19 protein-coding genes are annotated in these 20,126 nt (G+C 58.1%); 12 read left to right on the top strand and 7 right to left on the bottom strand.

Going from position 1 to position 20,126, the window contains the following annotated elements; translation table 11 throughout:
• The first annotated feature begins 106 nt into the window (after nt 1-106).
• Genes phnL through phnP form a run of 5 tightly spaced genes read left to right on the top strand, consistent with a single transcriptional unit; the run spans nt 107 to nt 3,663 of the window.
• Nucleotides 107-787: a phosphonate C-P lyase system protein PhnL gene (gene phnL, locus N5C09_RS20040; RefSeq protein ID WP_279749740.1), complete on the top strand. Its 681-nt coding sequence runs from the start codon at nt 107-109 to the stop codon at nt 785-787.
• Nucleotides 784-1,920, top strand: a complete 1,137-nt coding sequence (phnM, locus tag N5C09_RS20035) for an alpha-D-ribose 1-methylphosphonate 5-triphosphate diphosphatase (RefSeq protein ID WP_279749739.1) — start codon at nt 784-786, stop codon at nt 1,918-1,920. Before phnL ends, phnM begins: the two co-directional genes overlap by 4 nt.
• On the top strand, nt 1,917-2,468 hold the full coding sequence (gene phnN / locus N5C09_RS20030; protein WP_107534481.1) for a ribose 1,5-bisphosphokinase: 552 nt from the start codon (nt 1,917-1,919) through the stop codon (nt 2,466-2,468). The genes phnM and phnN overlap by 4 nt, the downstream gene beginning before the upstream one ends.
• Nucleotides 2,461-2,895 (top strand): aminoalkylphosphonate N-acetyltransferase, encoded by a 435-nt coding sequence (gene phnO / locus N5C09_RS20025; protein WP_063865487.1) that lies wholly within the window; start codon nt 2,461-2,463, stop codon nt 2,893-2,895. Before phnN ends, phnO begins: the two co-directional genes overlap by 8 nt.
• A 9-nt stretch (nt 2,896-2,904) precedes the next feature.
• Complete coding sequence (gene phnP, locus N5C09_RS20020; RefSeq protein WP_279749738.1) at nt 2,905-3,663, top strand: phosphonate metabolism protein PhnP; 759 nt, start codon at nt 2,905-2,907, stop codon at nt 3,661-3,663.
• A gap of 81 nt (nt 3,664-3,744) precedes the next feature.
• On the opposite strand, the gene yjdP is transcribed toward phnP, so the two are convergent.
• The gene (gene yjdP, locus N5C09_RS20015; protein WP_058652447.1) at nt 3,745-4,068 is read right to left on the bottom strand and encodes a DDRRRQL repeat protein YjdP; all 324 of its coding nucleotides are present in this window, start codon (nt 4,066-4,068) and stop codon (nt 3,745-3,747) included.
• A gap of 305 nt (nt 4,069-4,373) precedes the next feature.
• Between yjdP and fdhF the strand changes: the two genes are divergently transcribed.
• The 3 genes from fdhF to N5C09_RS20000 all read left to right on the top strand — a co-directional run bounded on the left by fdhF (nt 4,374) and on the right by N5C09_RS20000 (nt 7,790).
• Nucleotides 4,374-6,521 (top strand): formate dehydrogenase subunit alpha, encoded by a 2,148-nt coding sequence (gene fdhF, locus N5C09_RS20010; RefSeq protein ID WP_279749737.1) that lies wholly within the window; start codon nt 4,374-4,376, stop codon nt 6,519-6,521.
• 320 nt (nt 6,522-6,841) lie between these two features.
• Nucleotides 6,842-6,994: a Hok/Gef family protein gene (locus N5C09_RS20005; protein ID WP_063865490.1), complete on the top strand. Its 153-nt coding sequence runs from the start codon at nt 6,842-6,844 to the stop codon at nt 6,992-6,994.
• Between the two features lie 121 nt (nt 6,995-7,115).
• Nucleotides 7,116-7,790: a tetratricopeptide repeat protein gene (locus N5C09_RS20000; RefSeq protein WP_279749736.1), complete on the top strand. Its 675-nt coding sequence runs from the start codon at nt 7,116-7,118 to the stop codon at nt 7,788-7,790.
• A gap of 80 nt (nt 7,791-7,870) precedes the next feature.
• Here N5C09_RS20000 and gltP read toward each other — a convergent pair whose 3' ends face one another.
• Nucleotides 7,871-9,184 carry a glutamate/aspartate:proton symporter GltP gene (gltP, locus tag N5C09_RS19995; protein ID WP_063449840.1) on the bottom strand — a complete coding sequence of 438 codons (1,314 nt, stop codon included), beginning with the start codon at nt 9,182-9,184 and terminating at the stop codon, nt 7,871-7,873.
• Nucleotides 9,185-9,607: 423 nt separating this feature from the next.
• On the opposite strand from gltP, the gene acs reads away from it, so the two are divergent.
• The 3 genes from acs to actP all read left to right on the top strand — a co-directional run bounded on the left by acs (nt 9,608) and on the right by actP (nt 13,615).
• Nucleotides 9,608-11,566, top strand: coding sequence for an acetate--CoA ligase (gene acs / locus N5C09_RS19990; protein WP_279749735.1), 1,959 nt, complete (start codon nt 9,608-9,610; stop codon nt 11,564-11,566).
• 88 nt (nt 11,567-11,654) lie between these two features.
• Entirely contained in the window at nt 11,655-11,969 is a 315-nt protein-coding gene (locus N5C09_RS19985; RefSeq protein ID WP_279749746.1) for a DUF485 domain-containing protein, read from the top strand.
• Nucleotides 11,966-13,615: a cation/acetate symporter ActP gene (actP, locus tag N5C09_RS19980; protein ID WP_107534475.1), complete on the top strand. Its 1,650-nt coding sequence runs from the start codon at nt 11,966-11,968 to the stop codon at nt 13,613-13,615. Before N5C09_RS19985 ends, actP begins: the two co-directional genes overlap by 4 nt.
• Nucleotides 13,616-13,647: 32 nt before the next feature.
• On the opposite strand, the gene N5C09_RS19975 is transcribed toward actP, so the two are convergent.
• Together N5C09_RS19975 and N5C09_RS19970 are read right to left on the bottom strand one after the other, a co-directional pair.
• Nucleotides 13,648-14,337, bottom strand: coding sequence for an LrgB family protein (locus N5C09_RS19975; RefSeq protein ID WP_279749734.1), 690 nt, complete (start codon nt 14,335-14,337; stop codon nt 13,648-13,650).
• A complete protein-coding gene (locus N5C09_RS19970) occupies nt 14,330-14,740 on the bottom strand; it encodes a CidA/LrgA family protein (RefSeq protein WP_063865496.1) in 411 nt (136 codons plus the stop codon). The genes N5C09_RS19975 and N5C09_RS19970 overlap by 8 nt, the downstream gene beginning before the upstream one ends.
• A 102-nt stretch (nt 14,741-14,842) precedes the next feature.
• Between N5C09_RS19970 and N5C09_RS19965 the strand changes: the two genes are divergently transcribed.
• Nucleotides 14,843-15,730, top strand: a complete 888-nt coding sequence (locus tag N5C09_RS19965; protein ID WP_063449846.1) for a LysR family transcriptional regulator — start codon at nt 14,843-14,845, stop codon at nt 15,728-15,730.
• Nucleotides 15,731-15,811: 81 nt separating this feature from the next.
• Here N5C09_RS19965 and N5C09_RS19960 read toward each other — a convergent pair whose 3' ends face one another.
• The 3 genes from N5C09_RS19960 to N5C09_RS19950 form a co-directional block, all read right to left on the bottom strand.
• Nucleotides 15,812-17,458, bottom strand: coding sequence for a Na+/H+ antiporter (locus tag N5C09_RS19960; RefSeq protein WP_063449847.1), 1,647 nt, complete (start codon nt 17,456-17,458; stop codon nt 15,812-15,814).
• Nucleotides 17,459-17,611: 153 nt separating this feature from the next.
• Nucleotides 17,612-18,961 (bottom strand): guanine/hypoxanthine transporter GhxP, encoded by a 1,350-nt coding sequence (ghxP, locus tag N5C09_RS19955; RefSeq protein ID WP_279749733.1) that lies wholly within the window; start codon nt 18,959-18,961, stop codon nt 17,612-17,614.
• Between the two features lie 297 nt (nt 18,962-19,258).
• The gene (locus N5C09_RS19950; protein ID WP_203465514.1) at nt 19,259-19,930 is read right to left on the bottom strand and encodes a glutathione S-transferase; all 672 of its coding nucleotides are present in this window, start codon (nt 19,928-19,930) and stop codon (nt 19,259-19,261) included.
• Between the last annotated feature and the right edge of the window lie 196 nt (nt 19,931-20,126).

Genomic DNA, 20,126 nt, shown 5'->3' with positions numbered 1-20,126 from the left:
GGGCGCTGTTGCCGGGTGGCGCTGCGCTTACCCGGCCTACGAACAGCGCACCTGTAGGCCGGGTAAGGCGAAGCCGCCACCCGGCAAAACGAATCGCGAGGCCAAAATGATCCACGTTGAAAATGTCAGTAAGACCTTTGTGCTCCACCAGCAAAACGGCGTCCGCCTGCCGGTACTGCAAAATGCCTCGTTAGAGGTCAGCGGCGGCGAATGCGTGGTGCTGCATGGTCACTCCGGCAGTGGGAAATCCACTCTGCTGCGTTCCCTGTACGCTAACTATTTACCGGACGAAGGCCATATCCATATTCGCCATAACAATGAATGGGTCGATCTGGTCCAGGCCCCTGCGCGCAAAGTACTGGAAGTGCGCCGTACAACGATCGGCTGGGTCAGCCAGTTCCTGCGGGTGATCCCGCGGATCTCCGCCCTGGACGTGGTGATGCAGCCCCTGCTGGATCTTGGCGTCCCGCGCGAAACCTGTGCCGCTAAAGCCGCCAGCCTGCTGACGCGCCTCAACGTGCCGGAGCGTCTGTGGCACCTCGCCCCGTCGACCTTTTCCGGTGGCGAACAGCAGCGCGTGAACATCGCGCGCGGCTTTATCGTCGATTACCCGATTTTGCTCCTCGATGAACCCACCGCCTCGCTCGACGCTAAAAACAGCGCAGCGGTGATGGTTCTGATCGAACAGGCCAAAGCGCGCGGCGCGGCGATCGTCGGGATCTTCCACGACGACGCCGTCCGCAATCGCGTGGCGGACAGGCTGCACCCAATGGGGACAAATGTATGATTATCAATAACGTCAGGCTGGTGCTGGAAAATGAGGTCGTGAACGGCTCGGTTGAGGTCCGGGACGGCGTCATCCGCGCGTTTGCCGAAACCCAGAGCCGCTCCCCGGAGGCGATGGACGGCGAAGGCGGCTGGCTGCTGCCGGGGCTGATTGAGCTGCACACCGATAATCTCGATAAATTCTTCACTCCCCGCCCGAAGGTGGACTGGCCCGCCCATTCGGCAATGAGCAGCCACGACGCGCTGATGGTCGCCAGCGGTATCACCACGGTGCTGGACGCGGTGGCGATCGGCGACGTGCGCGACGGCGGCGATCGTCTGGAAAATCTGGAAAAGATGATCAACGCCGTGGAAGAGACGCAAAAGCGCGGCCTCAACCGCGCCGAGCACCGCCTGCACCTGCGCTGCGAGCTACCACACCACACCACGCTACCGCTGTTTGAAAAGCTGGTCGGGCGCGAGCCGGTGTCGCTGGTCTCCCTGATGGACCACTCGCCAGGGCAGCGCCAGTTCGCCAACATTGAAAAATATCGCGAATACTATCAGGGCAAGTATTCACTCAGCGACGCGGAGATGGCGCGCTATGAAGAAGAGCAGTTGGCGCTGGCAGCCCGGTGGTCGCAGCCGAACCGCCTCTCCATTGCCGCGATGTGCCGCGACCGCAACATCGCGCTGGCCAGCCATGACGACGCCACGCACGAGCACGTACGGGAATCCCACCAGCTTGGCAGCGTGATCGCCGAATTTCCCACCACGTTCGAGGCGGCTGAAGCCTCCCGTAAGCACGGTATGAACGTGCTGATGGGCGCGCCGAACATCGTGCGCGGCGGCTCGCACTCCGGCAACGTGGCGGCAAGCAAACTCGCTTCACTTGGCCTACTGGATATCCTCTCGTCTGACTATTACCCCGCCAGCCTGCTGGACGCGGCGTTTCGGGTGGCGGACGATGAAGGTAACAGCTTCACGCTGCCGCAGGCGATCCGTCTGGTGACGAAAAACCCGGCCAGCGCGCTCAACCTTCACGATCGCGGTGAGATTGCCGAAGGCAAACGGGCGGATCTGGTGCTGGCGCACCGTAAGGGCGAGCACATTCATATCGACCACGTCTGGCGTCAGGGAAAAAGGGTGTTCTGATGGGAAGACTCATCTGGTTAATGGGCCCGTCCGGCTCCGGGAAGGACAGCCTGCTGTCGGCGTTACGGCAGCGGGAACATTCACAGCTGCTGGTGGCGCACCGCTACATTACCCGCGCGGCGAACGCCGGGAGTGAAAACCATATCGCCCTGAGCGAGCAGGAGTTTTTTACCCGCGCCGGGCAAAACCTGCTGGCGCTGAGCTGGCACGCGAACGGCTTTTATTACGGCGTCGGCATCGAGATCGACCTCTGGCTGCACGCGGGCTTCGACGTGCTGGTCAACGGTTCACGCGCGCATCTGCCGCAGGCCATAGCCCGGTACGAAGCGGCGCTGCTGCCGGTCTGTTTGCAGGTTTCTCCGGATATTCTGCGCAGCCGCCTGCAAAGCCGGGGGCGCGAAAATGCGCGTGAGATCGACCAGCGGCTGGAACGTGCGGCGCGCTACACCCCATCGGGCTGTCACGTCCTCAATAACGACGGAAGTTTGCTACAGTCAGTCGAGACCTTTTTATCGCTTATTCGCCAGAAGGAGAGACAGCATGCCTGACTGCCAGCTTCGCCCCGCCACCGCCGACGATGCGCAAATTGTTTACGCCCTGATCTGTGAACTGAAGCAGGCAGAGTTCGATCACCAGGCGTTTCACGCCGGATTTCTGGCCAACCTTCAGGATCACAATATGCGCTACCAGCTTGCTGAGCTGGACGGGCAGGTCATCGGCATGATCGGCCTGCACATGCAGTTTCACCTGCACCATGCCCGCTGGATCGGCGAGATCCAGGAGCTGGTGGTGATGCCGCAGGCGCGCGGACTGAAAGTGGGCAGCCAGCTCCTGGCCTGGGCAGAGGACATCGCGAGGCAGGCAGGTGCCGAGCTGACCGAACTTTCCACCAGCGTAAAGCGCGTGGATGCACACCGTTTTTATGTTCGTGAAGGGTATACGCAAAGCCATTTCCGCTTCACCAAACCGCTGTAGAGGTGCGTTATGAGTCTGACCATCACGTTAACGGGAACCGGAAGCGCACAGCTGGTGCCGGTGTTTGGCTGCGACTGTGCCGCGTGCCGAAGGGCGCGCTTGCAGGATAATTATCGCCGTCGCCCCTGTAGCGCGGCGGTCAAATTCAACGATGCGGTCACCTTGCTGGACGCGGGTATTCCGCATCTGATGGACGACTGGCCTGCGGGCAGCTTCCAGCAGTTTTTGCTTACTCATTATCATATGGATCACGTTCAGGGGCTTTTCCCTCTGCGCTGGGGCGTAGGCGCCACCATTCCCGTCTACGGTCCGCCAGACGAGGCAGGCTGTGACGATCTGTTCAAACATCCGGGCATCCTGGATTTCAGCCACACGGTCGAGCCGTTCGTGATGTTTGAGCTACAGGGCCTGCGGGTGACGCCGCTGCCGCTCAACCATTCTAAACTCACGTTTGGCTATCTGCTGGAGTCCGCCCACAGCCGCGTGGCGTGGCTGTCTGATACCGCCGGACTGCCGGATAAAACGGTGACGTTTCTGCTTAACAACCAGCCGCAGGCGATAATTATCGACTGTAGCCATGAACCGCGTCCGGAGACGCCGCGTAACCACTGTGATTTAAATACGGTGATGGCCCTGAACGAGGTGATTGGCTGTCCGCAGGTGATCCTGACGCATATCAGCCATCAGTTTGACGCGTGGATGATGGATAACCAACTGCCGGACGGCATTGAAGCGGGATATGACGGGATGGTTTTGGTTCTCGACTGAATTCTGCCGGGTGGCGGCTGCGCCTTATCCGGCCTACGCTCCAGGTTTTGTAGGCCTGCGTAAGCGAAGCGCCACCAGGCTTTAGCCTCGATCGTAATCATCCTCTAACCGACGCTCATCTTCTTCTAACCGACGCCTGTCGTCATCCAGCTGGCGCTGACGCTCGTCTAAACGCTGGCGTCGATCCTCTAACTGCCGGCGACGATCGTCGTACTGCCGACTGTCGGTTTGACGGCTGCGATCGTAACGATCGTCGTCATCGTCATTACGGCTGCTGCCGGGGTTATAGGCGTCGTTGATCGCCTGCTGAATATTGCCAATGGCATCATCAATCACATCAGCATGCGCCAGCTGGCTGGTTAAAGTCAGCAAGCCAAATAACAGGGCGGTAGAGTAACGTTTCATAAGGCCAGACTCGCAGGTGAACTGGCCTTAAGGTAATGACTGGCTATTGGCGGGAGTAGCGGAGGAATCTCAAATTGCCCTCACCTGCGCAGTGCCGCTCAGGCTTGCCGACATCTTTTTGACGTGACGGAAATTCAATCCACGTCACATCCCTGCCCTTTCGACACGTCAATTTTGACGATTGGCTGTTTTTCGTCAGGGTTTTGCTCCGCAAACGGCCGTAACGTCAGGAAATACCCCTATTAAAAACATGGCATAGATGCTGCATAAAGGGCAGGTAAGAACTGTTTAACGGGAGCAAAGTGATGAAAAAGGTCGTCACGGTTTGCCCTTATTGTGCCTCAGGTTGCAAGATCCACCTGGTGGTCGATAACGGCAAAATCGTCCGGGCGGAAGCGGCGCAGGGTAAAACCAATCAGGGCACGCTGTGCCTGAAAGGGTATTACGGCTGGGATTTTATTAACGATACCCAAATCCTCACGCCGCGCCTGAAAACCCCCATGATCCGCCGCGAGCGCGGTGGCAAGCTGGAAGCCGTCTCCTGGAATGAAGCGCTGGATTATGTCGCCACGCGCCTCAGCGCCATCAAGGCCAAGTATGGCCCGGATGCGATTCAGACCACCGGCTCCTCGCGCGGGACGGGGAATGAAACCAACTATGTGATGCAAAAATTCGCGCGCGCCGTTATTGGTACCAATAACGTCGACTGCTGCGCTCGCGTCTGACACGGCCCATCGGTTGCAGGTCTGCACCAGTCGGTCGGTAATGGCGCAATGAGCAATGCCATCAATGAGATAGATAACACCGATCTGGTGTTTATCTTCGGTTATAACCCGGCGGATTCTCACCCTATCGTCGCGAACCACGTGATTCGCGCCAAACAGAACGGGGCGAAAATCATCGTCTGCGATCCGCGCAAAATCGAAACCGCGCGCATTGCGGATATGCACATCGCACTGAAAAACGGCTCGAATATCGCGCTTTTGAACGCGATGGGGCACGTCATTATTGAGGAAAACCTGTACGACCAGACGTTTGTCGCCACGCGTACGGAAGGGTTTGAAGAGTACCGGAAAATTGTCGAAGGCTACACGCCGGAGTCGGTAGAGTCGATAACCGGCGTGAGCGCGCAGGCGATCCGCCAGGCTGCACGCATGTACGCCGGGGCCAAAACCGCCGCCATTCTGTGGGGCATGGGTGTGACCCAGTTCTATCAGGGCGTGGAAACCGTGCGTTCCCTGACCAGCCTCGCGATGCTTACCGGAAATCTGGGTAAAGCGCATGTCGGCGTGAACCCGGTGCGCGGTCAGAATAACGTGCAGGGCGCGTGCGACATGGGCGCGCTGCCGGACACGTATCCTGGCTATCAGTACGTGAAGTACCCGGAAAACCGCGAGAAGTTTGCGAAGGCCTGGGGCGTGGAGAGCCTGCCGGAACACACCGGATACCGCATCAGCGAGCTGCCGCACCGCGCGGCGCACGGCGAAGTGCGGGCGGCCTACATCATGGGTGAAGATCCGCTCCAGACCGACGCCGAGCTGTCTGCGGTGCGCAAAGGCTTTGAGGATCTGGAGCTGGTGATTGTCCAGGATATCTTCATGACCAAAACCGCGGCGGCGGCGGATGTGATTCTCCCGTCGACCTCCTGGGGCGAGCATGAAGGCGTCTACACGGCGGCGGACCGCGGTTTCCAGCGCTTCTTTAAGGCCGTTGAGCCGAAGTGGGATCTGAAAACCGACTGGCAGATTATCAGCGAAATCGCCACTCGCATGGGCTACCCGATGCACTACAACAACACCCAGGAGATCTGGGACGAGCTGCGCCATCTCTGCCCGGATTTTTACGGGGCAACCTATGAAAAAATGGGCGAGCTGGGGTATATCCAGTGGCCGTGCCGGGACGAGTCGGAGGCCGACCAGGGGACGTCTTATCTCTTTAAGGAGAAATTCGACACCCCGAACGGGCTGGCGCAGTTCTTCACCTGCGACTGGGTCGCGCCGATCGATAAACTCACTGACGAGTTTCCGATGGTGCTCTCTACCGTGCGCGAAGTGGGCCACTACTCCTGCCGTTCAATGACCGGCAACTGTGCCGCGCTTGCGGCGCTGGCGGACGAGCCGGGCTACGCGCAGATCAACACCGCCGACGCCGAACGGCTCGGTATTGAAGATGAAGCGCTGGTGTGGGTGAACTCGCGTAAGGGCCGCATCATTACCCGCGCGCAGGTCAGCGACCGTCCGAACAAAGGGGCGGTCTACATGACCTACCAGTGGTGGATTGGCGCCTGTAACGAACTGGTGACGGAGAACCTCAGTCCGATAACCAAAACGCCGGAGTATAAATACTGCGCCGTCAACGTGGAGCCGATTGCGGACCAGCACGCGGCGGAACAGTATGTGATCGACGAATATAACAAGCTGAAGGCCCGACTGCGTGAAAGCGCAATGGGTTAATGCTGTTAAATAATCGCTGACTAAATGGGGTGAGATATTCACCCCATTATTATTTCTGGCATCAATATTAATTACATCTATATATATTTCTGAAGGCGTCTCGCAGAAAAATGTAATTTGCGCGTAAATAAATTACATCTTTGCATTTTAATTCAGAGGGATAAGATATGCGGCGGGTGCTTAAGACTTTCTGTCTTGAGCATTGTTGAGGGACAGAAAGTGGAAAGCCCCGGGAAATTTTTATTTACCCGAGGCTACCCCTCAACAACCAACAGGTTGAGAGTAGCCTCTTATTCTTTTGTAAGCAAGGAGTAAAAGGCATGACGCCATTAAAAACTGCGTTAGGCATCGTCTTTATTATTTGCCTGACGATAGTGATCTTTACCTTTATTACTCGCGATAAGTTATGTGAGTTTTCAATAAAGAGTGAACATCAGGAGGTGGCGGCAAAATTAGCCTGCACCGCGGGCTAACCTCTTCGGGCGGAACGCGTGTTCCGCCCGGCTTGTGGGATGCTGAGGTCTTAACGCACCCGTTTTTTTCTTCTGTCGCCGCGATTATACTGCGCGGCGTGTACCCAGATGATAAGAATCCATGAAAACCCTTTTTCTGATGTTGTTCTTTTTAACCGCATTTGCCCATGCCGATGAGATTGGCGGCCAGTATAAAAAGCAGGCTGAAGCGGGCAATGCGCGCGCGCAGTATTATCTCGCCGATACGTACTTCAGCTCCGGTGACAAAATACAGGCAGCGCTGTGGGCCGAGAAAGCCGCGAAAGGCGGTGATATTGACGCCATGGGGTTACTCTCGCAGATCCTCTTTACGCAGGGGGATTATGCTCAGTCCAAAACGCTGGCGCAGCAGGCCACCATCGCAGGCAGCAAGCGCGGCACAATTATGCTGGCGCGCATTCTGGTGAACACGCAGGCGGGTAAAACCGACTATCCCCAGGCCATCAAGCTCCTGCAATCGGCGACCGAAGATATCGATAGCGACGCGGCGGTGGACGCGCAGCTGCTGCTGGGGCTGATTTATGCCAACGGTGTTGACGTCCCTCAGGATGACGCGCAGGCCGCGTCGTGGTTTAAACGCAGCTCGTCACTGTCACGTACCGGTTATGCGGAGTACTGGGCAGGAATGCTGTTCCAGCAGGGGGAGAAAGGGTTTATCACGCCGAATACGCAGAAAGCGCTCTACTGGCTAAACCTGAGCTGTACCGAAGGGTTTGATACGGGGTGTGAGGAGTTTGATGCGTTGAGCGGAGAATAACGTGCCGGGTGGCGGCTTCGCCTTACCCGGCCTACAAAACCCGTAGGCCCGGTAAGCGCAGCGCCACCGGGCTTAGGATGTTACTGGTCAGCCGTCTTATCAAAACGACCCAGCACCTCGCGTTCATACGCCAGCGCTTTTTTACGGTCGAATTTGTGTTCCCACTTGGAGATAACCAGCACCGCCAGCGCGTTACCTACCACGTTCAGCGCGGTACGCGCCATGTCGAGGATACGGTCCACACCGGCGATGAACGCCAGGCCTTCCAGCGGAATACCCACGCTGCCCAGCGTCGCCAGCAGCACCACGAAGGAGACGCCCGGCACGCCTGCGATGCCCTTTGAGGTCACCATCAGCGTCAGAACCAGTACGATCTCCTGCCACAGCGACAGGTCAATGCCGTACAGCTGCGCGATAAAGATCGCCGCAATACTCTGGTACAGCGTCGAGCCATCCAGGTTAAAGGAGTAGCCGGTCGGCACCACGAAGCTCGTTATCGACGCTGGCGCACCGTACGCCTCCATCTTCTCGATAATGCGCGGCAGCACGCTCTCGGAGCTTGCGGTGGAGTACGCCAGAATCAGCTCATCCTTAAGGATGCGGATCAGGATCCAGATACTCAGCCCGCACAGGCGCGCCACAATCCCCAGCACCACCAGCGCGAAGAACAGAATGGCGAAGTGCACCAGGATCACCAGCTTCGCCAGCGGCCACAGGGAGGCAAAACCGAAGTTCGCCACGGTCACGGCGATCAGCGCAAAGACCCCAACCGGCGCATAGCGCATGACCATGTGGGTGACTTTGAACATGGTTTCGGAGATAGAGCGGAACACGGTCACCAGCGGCTCACGGTGCGTTGCCGGCAGGGAGGAGAGCCCCAGTCCAAAGAGTACCGAGAAGAAGATGATCGGCAGCATCTCGCCTTTCGCCATCGACGCGATAATGTTGGTGGGCACCAGCGACAGGATCGTGCCCATCAGGCCGTGAGCGTGGCTCTGCACGTCAGCGGTCGTGCTTTGATATTTCGAAATATCCACCGTCGCCAGCTGCGACATATCGATCCCGGAACCTGGCTGGAATACGTTCGCCAGGGTGATGCCAAGAATGATGGCAACCGTGGTGATCACTTCGAAATAGATAATGGTTTTTGCACCGATGCGGCCTAACTGCTTCGCATCACCTACTCCGGCAATTCCGACCACCAGCGTCGAGATCACAATGGGCACCACAATCATCTTGATCAGATGAATAAAGATATCGCCCGCAGGGGAGAGAAGGTTCGCAATCAGCCACTCGCGGCTGTCGCTATGATAATGGAGGTAACTGCCCAGCAAGATGCCCAGCACAAGGGCCAGCAGGATCTGCCAGGCCAGGCTGACTTTCAAATTTTTCATAGAAACTGACTTCCTCAATGAAATCTCCGCACCAGCAAAACTGCATGAATATGGAGACATACTGAAAGGGTATGAATTGTGTTGCGTTGGTTTATGGGATTTTTTAACGCGCCGTATGAGTATCATTTGCACGGCATGCTGCGCAAGCCTTAAAGAACAAGGCATTTCACTGCAAAAAGGGTCACTGGCGGTAATTTATAGCAATTCGCATAAATAACCGTTTGTTATACAAAATATTTTCACTGCAAAAAAGTGAATAATTCTTTAGATGAATTATTTCCCTTCAAAGTTTCATTCGCTCAATTTTCATACGCTTCAGACAATGCGTGATCTGTCGCCCAAATACTAAACAAAGCTTGTAAAGCCCCTACTATTAACGTTTTTGCGACATATTATTAACATCTTACAAGGAGAAAAAAAGCCATGAGCCAAATACACAAACACGACATTCCCGCAAACATTGCGGACCGTTGCCTGATAAGCCCGGAGCAGTACCAGGAGAAATATCAGCAGTCTATTTCCAGCCCTGACGCGTTCTGGGGCGAGCAGGGCCACATCCTCGACTGGATCAAACCTTATCAGAAGGTAAAAAACACCTCTTTCGCGCCGGGTAACGTCTCCATTAAATGGTATGAAGACGGCACGCTGAACCTGACGGCGAACTGCCTGGACCGCCATCTTGCCGAACGCGGCAACGAAACAGCCATTATCTGGGAAGGCGACGACGCCTCTCAGAGCAAACACATCTCCTATAAAGAACTGCACCGCGACGTCTGCCGCTTTGCCAACGTGCTGCTGGCCCAGGGCATTAAAAAAGGCGACGTGGTGGCTATCTATATGCCCATGGTGCCGGAAGCCGCGGTGGCTATGCTGGCCTGCGCGCGCATCGGTGCGATCCACTCCGTGATCTTCGGCGGCTTCTCCCCTGAAGCGGTTGCCGGACGCATCGTTGACTCTAATTCGAAGCTGGTGATCACCGCTGACGAGGGCGTGCGCGCCGGTCGCGGTATTCCGCTGAAGAAAAACGTCGATGAAGCGCTGAAAAACCCGAACGTGAAGTCCATCAATAACGTCATTGTCTTCAAACGTACGGGCGGCAACATCGACTGGCACGAGGGGCGCGACCTGTGGTGGAGCGATCTGATTGAAAACGCGAGTGATCAGCATCAGCCGGAAGAGATGAACGCGGAAGATCCGCTGTTTATCCTTTATACCTCCGGCTCCACCGGTAAGCCGAAGGGCGTACTGCACACCACCGGCGGCTATCTGGTGTACGCCGCGACGACCTTTAAATACGTTTTCGACTACCATCCGGGCGATATCTACTGGTGCACCGCCGACGTGGGCTGGGTCACCGGTCACAGCTACCTGCTGTACGGCCCGCTGGCCTGCGGCGCAACGACGCTGATGTTTGAAGGCGTACCGAACTGGCCGACCCCGGCGCGCATGTGCCAGGTGGTTGATAAGCACCAGGTTAACATTCTCTACACCGCGCCAACGGCAATCCGTGCGCTGATGGCGGAAGGGGATAAAGCCATCGAGGGAACTGACCGCTCTTCCCTGCGCATCCTCGGCTCCGTAGGCGAGCCGATCAACCCGGAAGCCTGGGAGTGGTACTGGAAGAAAATCGGCAATGAGAAGTGCCCGGTGATGGATACCTGGTGGCAGACCGAAACCGGCGGCTTCATGATCACGCCAATGCCGGGCGCCACGCAGCTGAAAGCCGGTTCGGCCACCCGCCCGTTCTTCGGTGTGCAGCCTGCGCTGGTGGACAACGAAGGCAATCCGCAGGAAGGCGCCACCGAAGGCAACCTGGTGATCGTCGATTCCTGGCCAGGCCAGGCACGCACCCTGTTCGGCGACCATGAGCGCTTCGAGCAGACCTACTTCTCGACCTTCAAAAACATGTACTTCAGCGGCGACGGCGCGCGCCGGGATGAAGACGGTTATTACTGGATCACCGGACGCGTGGACGACGTGCTGAACGTTTCCGGCCACCGTCTGGGTACGGCAGAGATTGAGTCCGCGCTGGTGTCGCATCCGAAGATTGCCGAAGCGGCGGTAGTTGGCATTCCGCACAACATCAAGGGCCAGGCGATTTACGCCTACGTCACGCTGAACCACGGTGAAGAGCCGTCGCCGGAGCTGTATACCGAGGTGCGCAACTGGGTACGTAAAGAGATTGGCCCGCTTGCCACGCCGGACGTACTGCACTGGACAGACTCGCTGCCGAAAACCCGTTCCGGCAAGATTATGCGCCGTATCCTGCGCAAAATCGCGGCAGGCGATACCAGCAACCTCGGCGATACCTCAACGCTTGCCGATCCTGGCGTGGTGGACAAACTGCTCGAAGAGAAGCAGGCCATCGCGATGCCATCATAATCTTTTCTCCCTCTCCCCTCACCCTAACCCTCTCCCCATAGGGGAGAGGGGATAAAACAAACCAACCTTACCTCTGGAGATTTCTGTGATGAATCATGATATTTGTCAGCAGATAGAGAATAGTGCGCACTACAGGGAGCTCGTCGAAAAACGGCAACGGTTTGCCTTCATCCTTTCCATCATCATGCTGATTATCTACGTCGGCTTTATTCTGCTGATCGCCTTTGCGCCGCAGTGGCTTGGGACGCAGCTGCACGCCGGAACCAGCGTTACGCGCGGTATCCCGATTGGCATTGGCGTTATCGTTATTTCGTTTGTGCTGACGGGTGTGTACGTCTGGCGTGCGAACGGTGAATTCGATCGTCTTAATAAAGCAGTACTGCAAGAGGTAAAAGCATCATGAAGCGAGTCCTGACGGCGCTTGCCGCCACACTTCCCTTTGCTGCCCAGGCGGCGGATGCCCTTACCGGCGAGGTTCAGCGCCAGCCCACCAACTGGCAGGCTATCGTCATGTTCCTGATTTTCGTGGTGCTGACGCTGTACATTACGTACTGGGCATCGAAACGCGTGCGCTCCCGTAACGATTACTACACCGCGGGCGGCAACATAACCGGCTTCCAGAACGGGCTGGCGATTGCGGGTGACTTTATGTCTGCCGCCTCGTTCCTCGGGATCTCCGCGCTGGTTTACACCTCCGGCTACGACGGCCTGATCTACTCCCTCGGCTTCCTCGTCGGCTGGCCGATCATTCTGTTCCTGATTGCCGAGCGCCTGCGTAACCTTGGTCGCTACACCTTTGCAGACGTGGCCTCCTACCGTCTGAAGCAAGGCCCTATCCGCATGCTGTCCGCCTGCGGTTCGCTGGTGGTCGTGGCGCTGTACCTGATTGCCCAGATGGTGGGCGCAGGCAAGCTGATCGAGCTGCTGTTCGGCCTGAACTATCACGTCGCGGTGGTGCTGGTGGGCGTGCTGATGGTGATGTACGTTCTGTTCGGCGGCATGCTGGCCACCACCTGGGTGCAGATCATCAAAGCCGTGCTGCTGCTGTTCGGCGCCAGCTTTATGGCCTTCATGGTGATGAAACACGTCGGCTTCAGCTTCAATAACCTGTTTACCGAAGCGATGTCGGTACACCCGAAAGGAGAAGCGATCATGAGCCCGGGCGGGCTGGTGAAGGATCCGATATCCGCGCTCTCGCTCGGTCTCGGCCTGATGTTTGGTACTGCGGGGCTGCCGCACATTCTGATGCGTTTCTTCACCGTGTCAGACGCGCGTGAAGCGCGCAAGAGCGTGTTCTACGCCACCGGTTTCATGGGCTACTTCTACATTCTGACCTTCATTATCGGCTTCGGCGCGATCATGCTGGTGGGGGCGAACCCGGCGTTTAAAGACGCGGCGGGCGCGCTGATTGGCGGTAACAACATGGCGGCGGTGCACCTGGCCGACGCGGTGGGCGGTAACCTGTTCCTCGGCTTTATCTCCGCCGTGGCCTTCGCCACCATCCTTGCGGTGGTCGCCGGGCTGACGCTGGCGGGCGCGTCTGCGGTATCGCACGACCTCTACGCCAACGTCTTCCGTAAAGGCGCGAGCGAGCGCGACGAGCTGAAGGTTTCCAAAATCACCGTGCTGGTACTGGGCGTGGTCGCCATTCTGCTGGGCATTCTCTTCGAGAAGCAGAACATCGCCTTCATGGTAGGGCTGGCCTTCTCGATTGCGGCGAGCTGTAACTTCCCGATCATTCTGCTCTCCATGTACTGGTCAAAGCTGACCACCCGTGGGGCGATGATTGGCGGCTGGCTGGGGCTGCTGACGGCGGTGGTTCTGATGATCCTCGGCCCGACAATTTGGGTGCAGATCCTTGGTCACGAAAGCGCTATCTTCCCGTATGAATACCCGGCGCTGTTCTCCATTGCCGTGGCGTTTATCGGGATCTGGTTCTTCTCGGCCACCGACAACTCGCCGGAGGGTAACCTGGAGCGTGAGAAGTTCCGCGCCCAGTTTATCCGCTCGCAAACCGGCCTGGGCGTTGAGCAGGGCCGCGCGCACTAAGCCTTTCTCCCCGGTCATGCTGGCCGGGGAGCTTAAAACATCACCCACGCCACCAGCGGCGCAATCAGCACCATCGTCACGCCCGACAGCATCATCACCAGGCTTGCCACCACGCCCTCCTGCTGACCGAGTTCATACGAACGCGCCGTTCCCGCACCGTGCGACGCCGCGCCAAAGCCCGCCCCTTTCGCCATCCCTTCCCGAATGGACAGCCGCAGAAACAGCATATCGCCCACCGCCATGCCGAATACGCCGGTGACGACCACAAACAGCGCCACCAGGTCCGGCTGTCCGCCGAGCGGTTTGGCGGCCGCCAGCGCAAACGGCGTGGTCACCGAGCGCACGGCCAGGCTGCGCTGAATTTCATCGGAGAGGGTAAACAGCCGCGCCAGCCAGACGGAGCTACAGACCGCCACCACCGTCGCGGTGACGACCCCCGCGCTGAGCGACATCCAGTGGCGTTTGATAATCGCCAGGTTGTCATACACCGGCACCGCAAAGGCGATAGTCGCCGGGCCGAGCAGCCACAGCAGCCAGTGGGATTCACCAATGTAGTTCTGCCAGGAGATATGGCCGAAGACCAGCATCAGCACCAGCAGGATGGGCGTGAAGACCAGCGGCATCAGCGGCAGCGTGCGAAAGCGGCGATACAGGCGCTTGTTGGCAAAGTAGATGATGACCGTCACGATCAGGCACAGCACGCTTATCTGAAAGTTAGTCATGCTTTTGCCTGCTGATTTCGAACCGGTACACTTTATCCACCACCCAGGCGGTGGCCCCCAGCACCATCAGCGTGCTCAGGGCGATGACCGCGAAGATGCGCCAGCCGTCGACCATCAGCAGCTGCGCATAGTTCACCACCGCCACCACGGCAGGAACGAAAAACAGCAGCATCTCCGCCAGCAGCCAGCGCGCGCCGGCGCGCACCCAGCTGAGGGGCAACGCGCGGCAGAGGATCAGCGCCAGCATCAGTACCATCCCCACCAGGTTGGCGGGTAAAGGCAGGTGCAGCCAGTCGACAAGATATTCCGCAAAAACAAACAGTCCCGCGTAGAGCAGTACCTGAACCGGGACCTGGAGTCGTTGCACAACGGCAGGCGTAACACGGCTTAACGCCACGGCCATGGGTTTTTTCCTCAGAATTGAGACGAGGCGCCAGTATAGTGAGCGTACGTCATCGACTGAAATGAATTAAAATCATCGAAGGTATAGTTTCGAGGAATAATCATGGACATAAGAACGCTGCGCTATTTTGTCGAGGTGGTTCGCCAGCAAAGTTTTACCCGCGCAGCGGAGAAGTTGTTCGTTACCCAGCCCACCATCAGTAAGATGCTGAAAAACCTCGAAGACGAGCTGAACTGTACCCTGCTTATTCGTGACGGACGCAAGCTGCTGCTGACCGATACCGGGCGCGTGGTGTTCGAGCGCGGGCTGGCGATCCTGGCAGAATTCCGCCAGCTGGAGGCCGAGCTTGGCGACATTAATCACCTGACAAAAGGGCTGCTGCGGCTCGGCATTCCGCCGATGGTCGGCATGATGATGGCCGGGCCGATAAGCCTCTTCCGCCAGCGCTACCCCGGCGTTGAGCTTAAAATTTCTGAGTTTGGCGGCCTGACCGTGCAGCAGGCGGTGATCAACGGCGAGCTGGACGTGGCCATGACGGCCCTTCCCGTGGAGGAAGAGAGCGGGCTGGCAACGCTGCCGCTGTTCAGCCATCCGCTGTGCGTGCTGGTGCCTCGCTCCGGCGACTGGCTGAAGGTTGAGTCGGTGAACCCCGAGCGGCTCGGCGAGCACCCGCTGCTGATTTACAACGAAGATTTCGCCTTAAGCCGCCAGCTGATGGCGCTGTTTAATCACCATAACGTGAAGCCCCGCATTGCGGTGCGCAGCGGCCAGTGGGATTTCCTCGCGGCAATGGTCCAGGCGGGCGTGGGGATTGCCATTCTGCCGCAGCCGATTTGCGAACGGCTGGATAAAAACACGCTGCGCTGGATCCCGCTGGAGAGCGACCTGCACTGGCAGTTAGGGATGATCTGGCGTGAAGGGGTGTATCTGTCGCACAGCGCACAGGCGTGGCTGCAATGTTGTGAGGGGTTTTGGGTGCGGTCTGAATAGTGCCGGGTGGCGGCTTCGCCTTACCCGGCCTACGGTTCAAATGTAGGCCCGGTAAGCGCAGCGCCACCGGGCAACAACGCGCTACTGATTCTCTATCAACAGCGCTTCCAGCAGATCCAGATCGTGCAGCAGCTTTTGCAGCGTCTCGTTGCTGATCTGACGCGTCGCGCGCAGGTGATACAGCTCGGCACGCTCGGAGCGCAGCGCCGCCAGGCGGAAACGACGCTCGAGGTTCTCTTCCTGCAATGAACTTTCCACGTCGTTACGTCCGTCAGCACGACGGCGCAAATTACCAATCACGCGTGAGCTGACTTCCTTCAGCAGCTGATTATCAATGTTCTCTTCGGCATCGGCTGCCAGACGCTCCTCCATCTTCTCAATGGCGACAATCGCGACTTCCGCCGTCGCCGCGCGGGCAATCCGCTCCTCTTTATGCTGCTGCGAAGAGTCACCCGCATCAATGTGTTGCAGCAGAATCGGCAGCATAATCACGCCGACAAACAGCGAGAAGAGGATCACGCCCGCCGCCAGGAATACCAGTTCGTAACGCGCCGGGAAGACGTCGCCCGTCGGCAGGAGCAGCGGAATGGAGAGCACACCGGCAAGAGTGATCGCCCCGCGCACACCGGCGAAAGAGGCAATCAGCAGCTCGCGCGTGGTCCAGGAGCCGAACTCCATCGGCTTTTTCGTCAGGAAGCGGACGCTGAACTTTTTCATCGTCCACAGCCAGCCGAAACGCACCAGCATCAGCGCAAGGTAGATGAGCACGATATCGGTAAACAGCATCCAGACTTCAACGTTCGGATCGGCTTCTGCCGCGATCAGCGAAGATTCCATAATGCCCGGCAACTGTAGACCCAACAGCAGGAAGACCATGCCGTTGAACACGAATTCCAGCATCGCCCAGGTACTGTTTGCACGCAGGCGCATCGCCAGCGGCGCGCGGCGCATCACGCCGGAGCGGGTGATGGTCATCCCCGCGGCTACCGCTGCCAGAATGCCCGACACGCCGATATGTTCGGCAATCAGATAAGAGGCAAACGGCAGCAGGAACAGCAGAACGATTTGCGTCGCCGGTTCATCGCCGCCCCAGCGGCTGAGGAAGCGCAGCGAACGACCGTACAGCCAGCTCACCACAAAGCCTGCGAGGATCCCGCCAATCGCCACCTTGAAGAATTCCAGGGTCGCGCCACCAATGGTAAAGACCATGGTGCCCATGGCTACCGCCACGGCAAACTTCAGGGCCACCAGGCCGGAAGCGTCGTTCATCAACGCTTCACCCTGCAAAATGCCCATGATTTTCTTTGGAATGCGCCCTTCGCCTACGATGCCGGACAGCGCCACGGCGTCGGTCGGCGACAGCACGGCGGCCAGCGCAAAGGCGGGAATTAACGGGATACCCGGTACGGCCCAGTAGATCAGGAAACCTATCCCGACCACGGTAACGACCACCAGCGCCAGCGCCAGACCGAAGATCTCTCGCCCGTGCTCAAGAAATTCGCGCGTCGGCGTTTTCCACCCATCGGCAAACAGCAGCGGCGGGATAAACAGCACGAGGAACAGTTCCGGATCGAACTCCACGTGCAGGCCGAACGTCGGCCACGCCAGCAGCGCGCCGATGGCTATTTGCATTAAAGGCAGGGGGACCTGGAAGGGCAGTACGCGTGTAACCACCCCGGATAATGAGACCACAAGGGTCATGATGAGTATTGTGAAGAAAATTTCCATGCGTTCCCTGTTTGCTGTGTTTCTTTTTAAGCCAAACCTGAGGCGTCGTGCCTCTTATTCTATCCTCTCCAGAGTAACGCAAAAGGCAACGGGATGAGTCCTGAAAATAAAAACGGGCGGCCTGAGCCACCCGTTTTCGCATCAATGGATAATTTAGATTGCCCAGCCGCCCGCGTAGAAGGCGACCAGCGCAACGGCGATCACCACGGTGCCGATGTTCAGCTTGCGCCACTCACCGGAGACCAGGCGGCCAATCACCAGCGAGGCGAAGCCGATCATGATGCCGGTCACGATGTTACAGGTCAGCACGATGAATACTGCGGTGATCAGGCCGGACATGGCGTCGACAAAATCCGCGAAGTCGATTTTCGCCACGTTGCTCAGCATCAGCAGGCCGACGTACATCAGCGCTGGCGCGGTCGCATACGCAGGCACCAGGTAGGAGAGCGGAGAGAGGAACAGGATCAGCAGGAACAGCACGCCAACGGTGATGGCCGTCAGGCCAGTTTTGCCGCCTGCTGCCGTACCCGCTGCGGATTCGATGTACACCGCCGCAGGCGCCGCGCCCACCAGACCAGAGAAGACGCTGCTCAGGGAGTCGGTGGTCAGCGCTTTGCCGCCGTCGATGATCTGGCCGTCTTTATCCAGCAGGTTAGCCTGCCCCGCCACCGCGCGGATGGTGCCGGTGGCGTCAAACACCGCCGTCATCACCAGCGCCAGCACGCTTGGCAGGATCACCGGGTTCAGCGCGCCCACGATATCCAGGCTGCCGATCAGTGAGTTGCCGTTGTCGTCGCTCAGCGACGGCATGGCGAAAATACCGGAGAAGTGAACGGTCGGGTCGAAGATCAGCCCGACGATGGACACGCCGATAATGGTCAGCAGAATGCCGCCCGGCACCTTCAGTTTTTCCAGGCCGATAATCACCGCCAGCCCCACCAGCGACATGATCACCGGGAAGCTCGCAAAGTTACCCAGCGCAACCGGCAGGCCGTCCAGCGGATTCTTGATGACCAGACCCACGCCGTTGGCGGCAATCAGCAGCAGGAACAGGCCAATACCGATACCGGTGCCATGCGCCACGCCCTGCGGCAGGTTGCGCAAAATCCAGCTGCGGATGCCGGTGGCAGAAATCACGGTGAACAGCACGCCCATCAGGAACACCGCGCCGAGCGCTACGGGGACGCTGATCTGCTGGCCCAGCACCAGGCTGAAAGCGGTAAACGCGGTCAGGGAGATGGCGCAGCCGATCGCCAGCGGCAGGTTCGCCCACAGCCCCATCACGATGGAGCCAACGCCCGCGACCAGACAGGTGGCAACGAAGACCGCTGCGGGCGGGAAGCCGGCTTTGCCGAGCATGCCCGGCACCACGATGACGGAGTACACCATCGCCAGAAACGTGGTCAGACCGGCAACAATTTCCTGGCGCACGGTACTGCCGCGAGCAGAAATTTTAAACATGGCGTCAAGTGAACCGCCGGTACGCGCAGATGGCGTAGACATAGAAAACATCCCCTGAAAATTTTTATTGAAAGTCCGTAAGCGTGGTGGAGACTCCACTGCCAGCGAAACGTCAAATCCTTGTGCTGCGTTTGCGACGAAAGGGGCGTCACAAAAAAAGCAAACGTTTAGCTCCGCGCTTACAAAACGGGTGGTCAAATGTAGGCAAACGATTATCTAGCCTAATACCCGCCCTTTTCAACTGAACTTTCTCGTTTTTCGCTAAAATCACCTCATGGCGATGAAGAATTAAGCAGAGGATGCGCAAACGTTATCGTCCATGCGCAATTTCGTTACATTTCACGCCTCGCCGGGGATGGTCAGCGGGCCGCCTTTCTCCAACGTGGTCTGCCAGCCCGGACGCGCCTCCACGTTCTGTTTCCATGCCGCTATGTGACTGAGATTGTCGATACCGCCCCGCGCCAGCAGGGCGAAGATCGGAAAACTCATCTGGATATCCGCCATGGACAGCGCGTCGCCGGCAAACCAGGGGTTTTCGGCAAGATGCGCGTCAATAAATCGCGCGTGCGTTTCCAGCTGGCGGTTGAGATATGCTTTCTGCACTCCCTGCCCCAGCGCTTTGCCCAGCGTGCGCAGGCCAAACGGTACCGGAGGCTTGCTGAGGCTGTTAAACACCAGCTTCATTAACAGCAGCGGCATCAGTGATCCTTCGGCGTAATGCAGCCAGAAACGGTACTGCACCTTGCTGGCGGGATCTAACGGTTTGAATCGTGATTCCGGATCGTACGTTTCCTGAAGATATTCCAGAATCGCCCCTGATTCGGCCAGAACCAGTCCGTTATCTTCGAGTACCGGGGATTTTCCCAGCGGATGCACTTTTTTGAGCGAGTCTGGTGCGAGCATGGTTTTTTCGCGCTGGTAGCGCACGATGTCGTACGTCAGACCCAGCTCCTCCAGCGCCCAGAGGACGCGATGGGAACGAGACTGGTTAAGGTGGTGGACCGTTAGCATGATGTTCTCCGGTGATTGCTACTTTTTAACTATAGAAAACTGAACAACTTCACGAAAAAAAATCGGCTAAAATCCGATCGTCTGCGGTGGCAAAAACGGCGGCCAGACATAAAATTAAAGTGTCAGTACAAACCGGAACCTCCTCCACAAGCTCGACACGAGGGGTACTGATGTCGGGGGAAACCCTCCCGTGAAC

It is taken from the genome of Enterobacter sp. GD03975 (assembly GCF_029838645.1).
GTDB lineage: Bacteria > Pseudomonadota > Gammaproteobacteria > Enterobacterales > Enterobacteriaceae > Enterobacter > Enterobacter quasihormaechei.
This window is presented reverse-complemented; position numbering and strand designations above follow the sequence as displayed.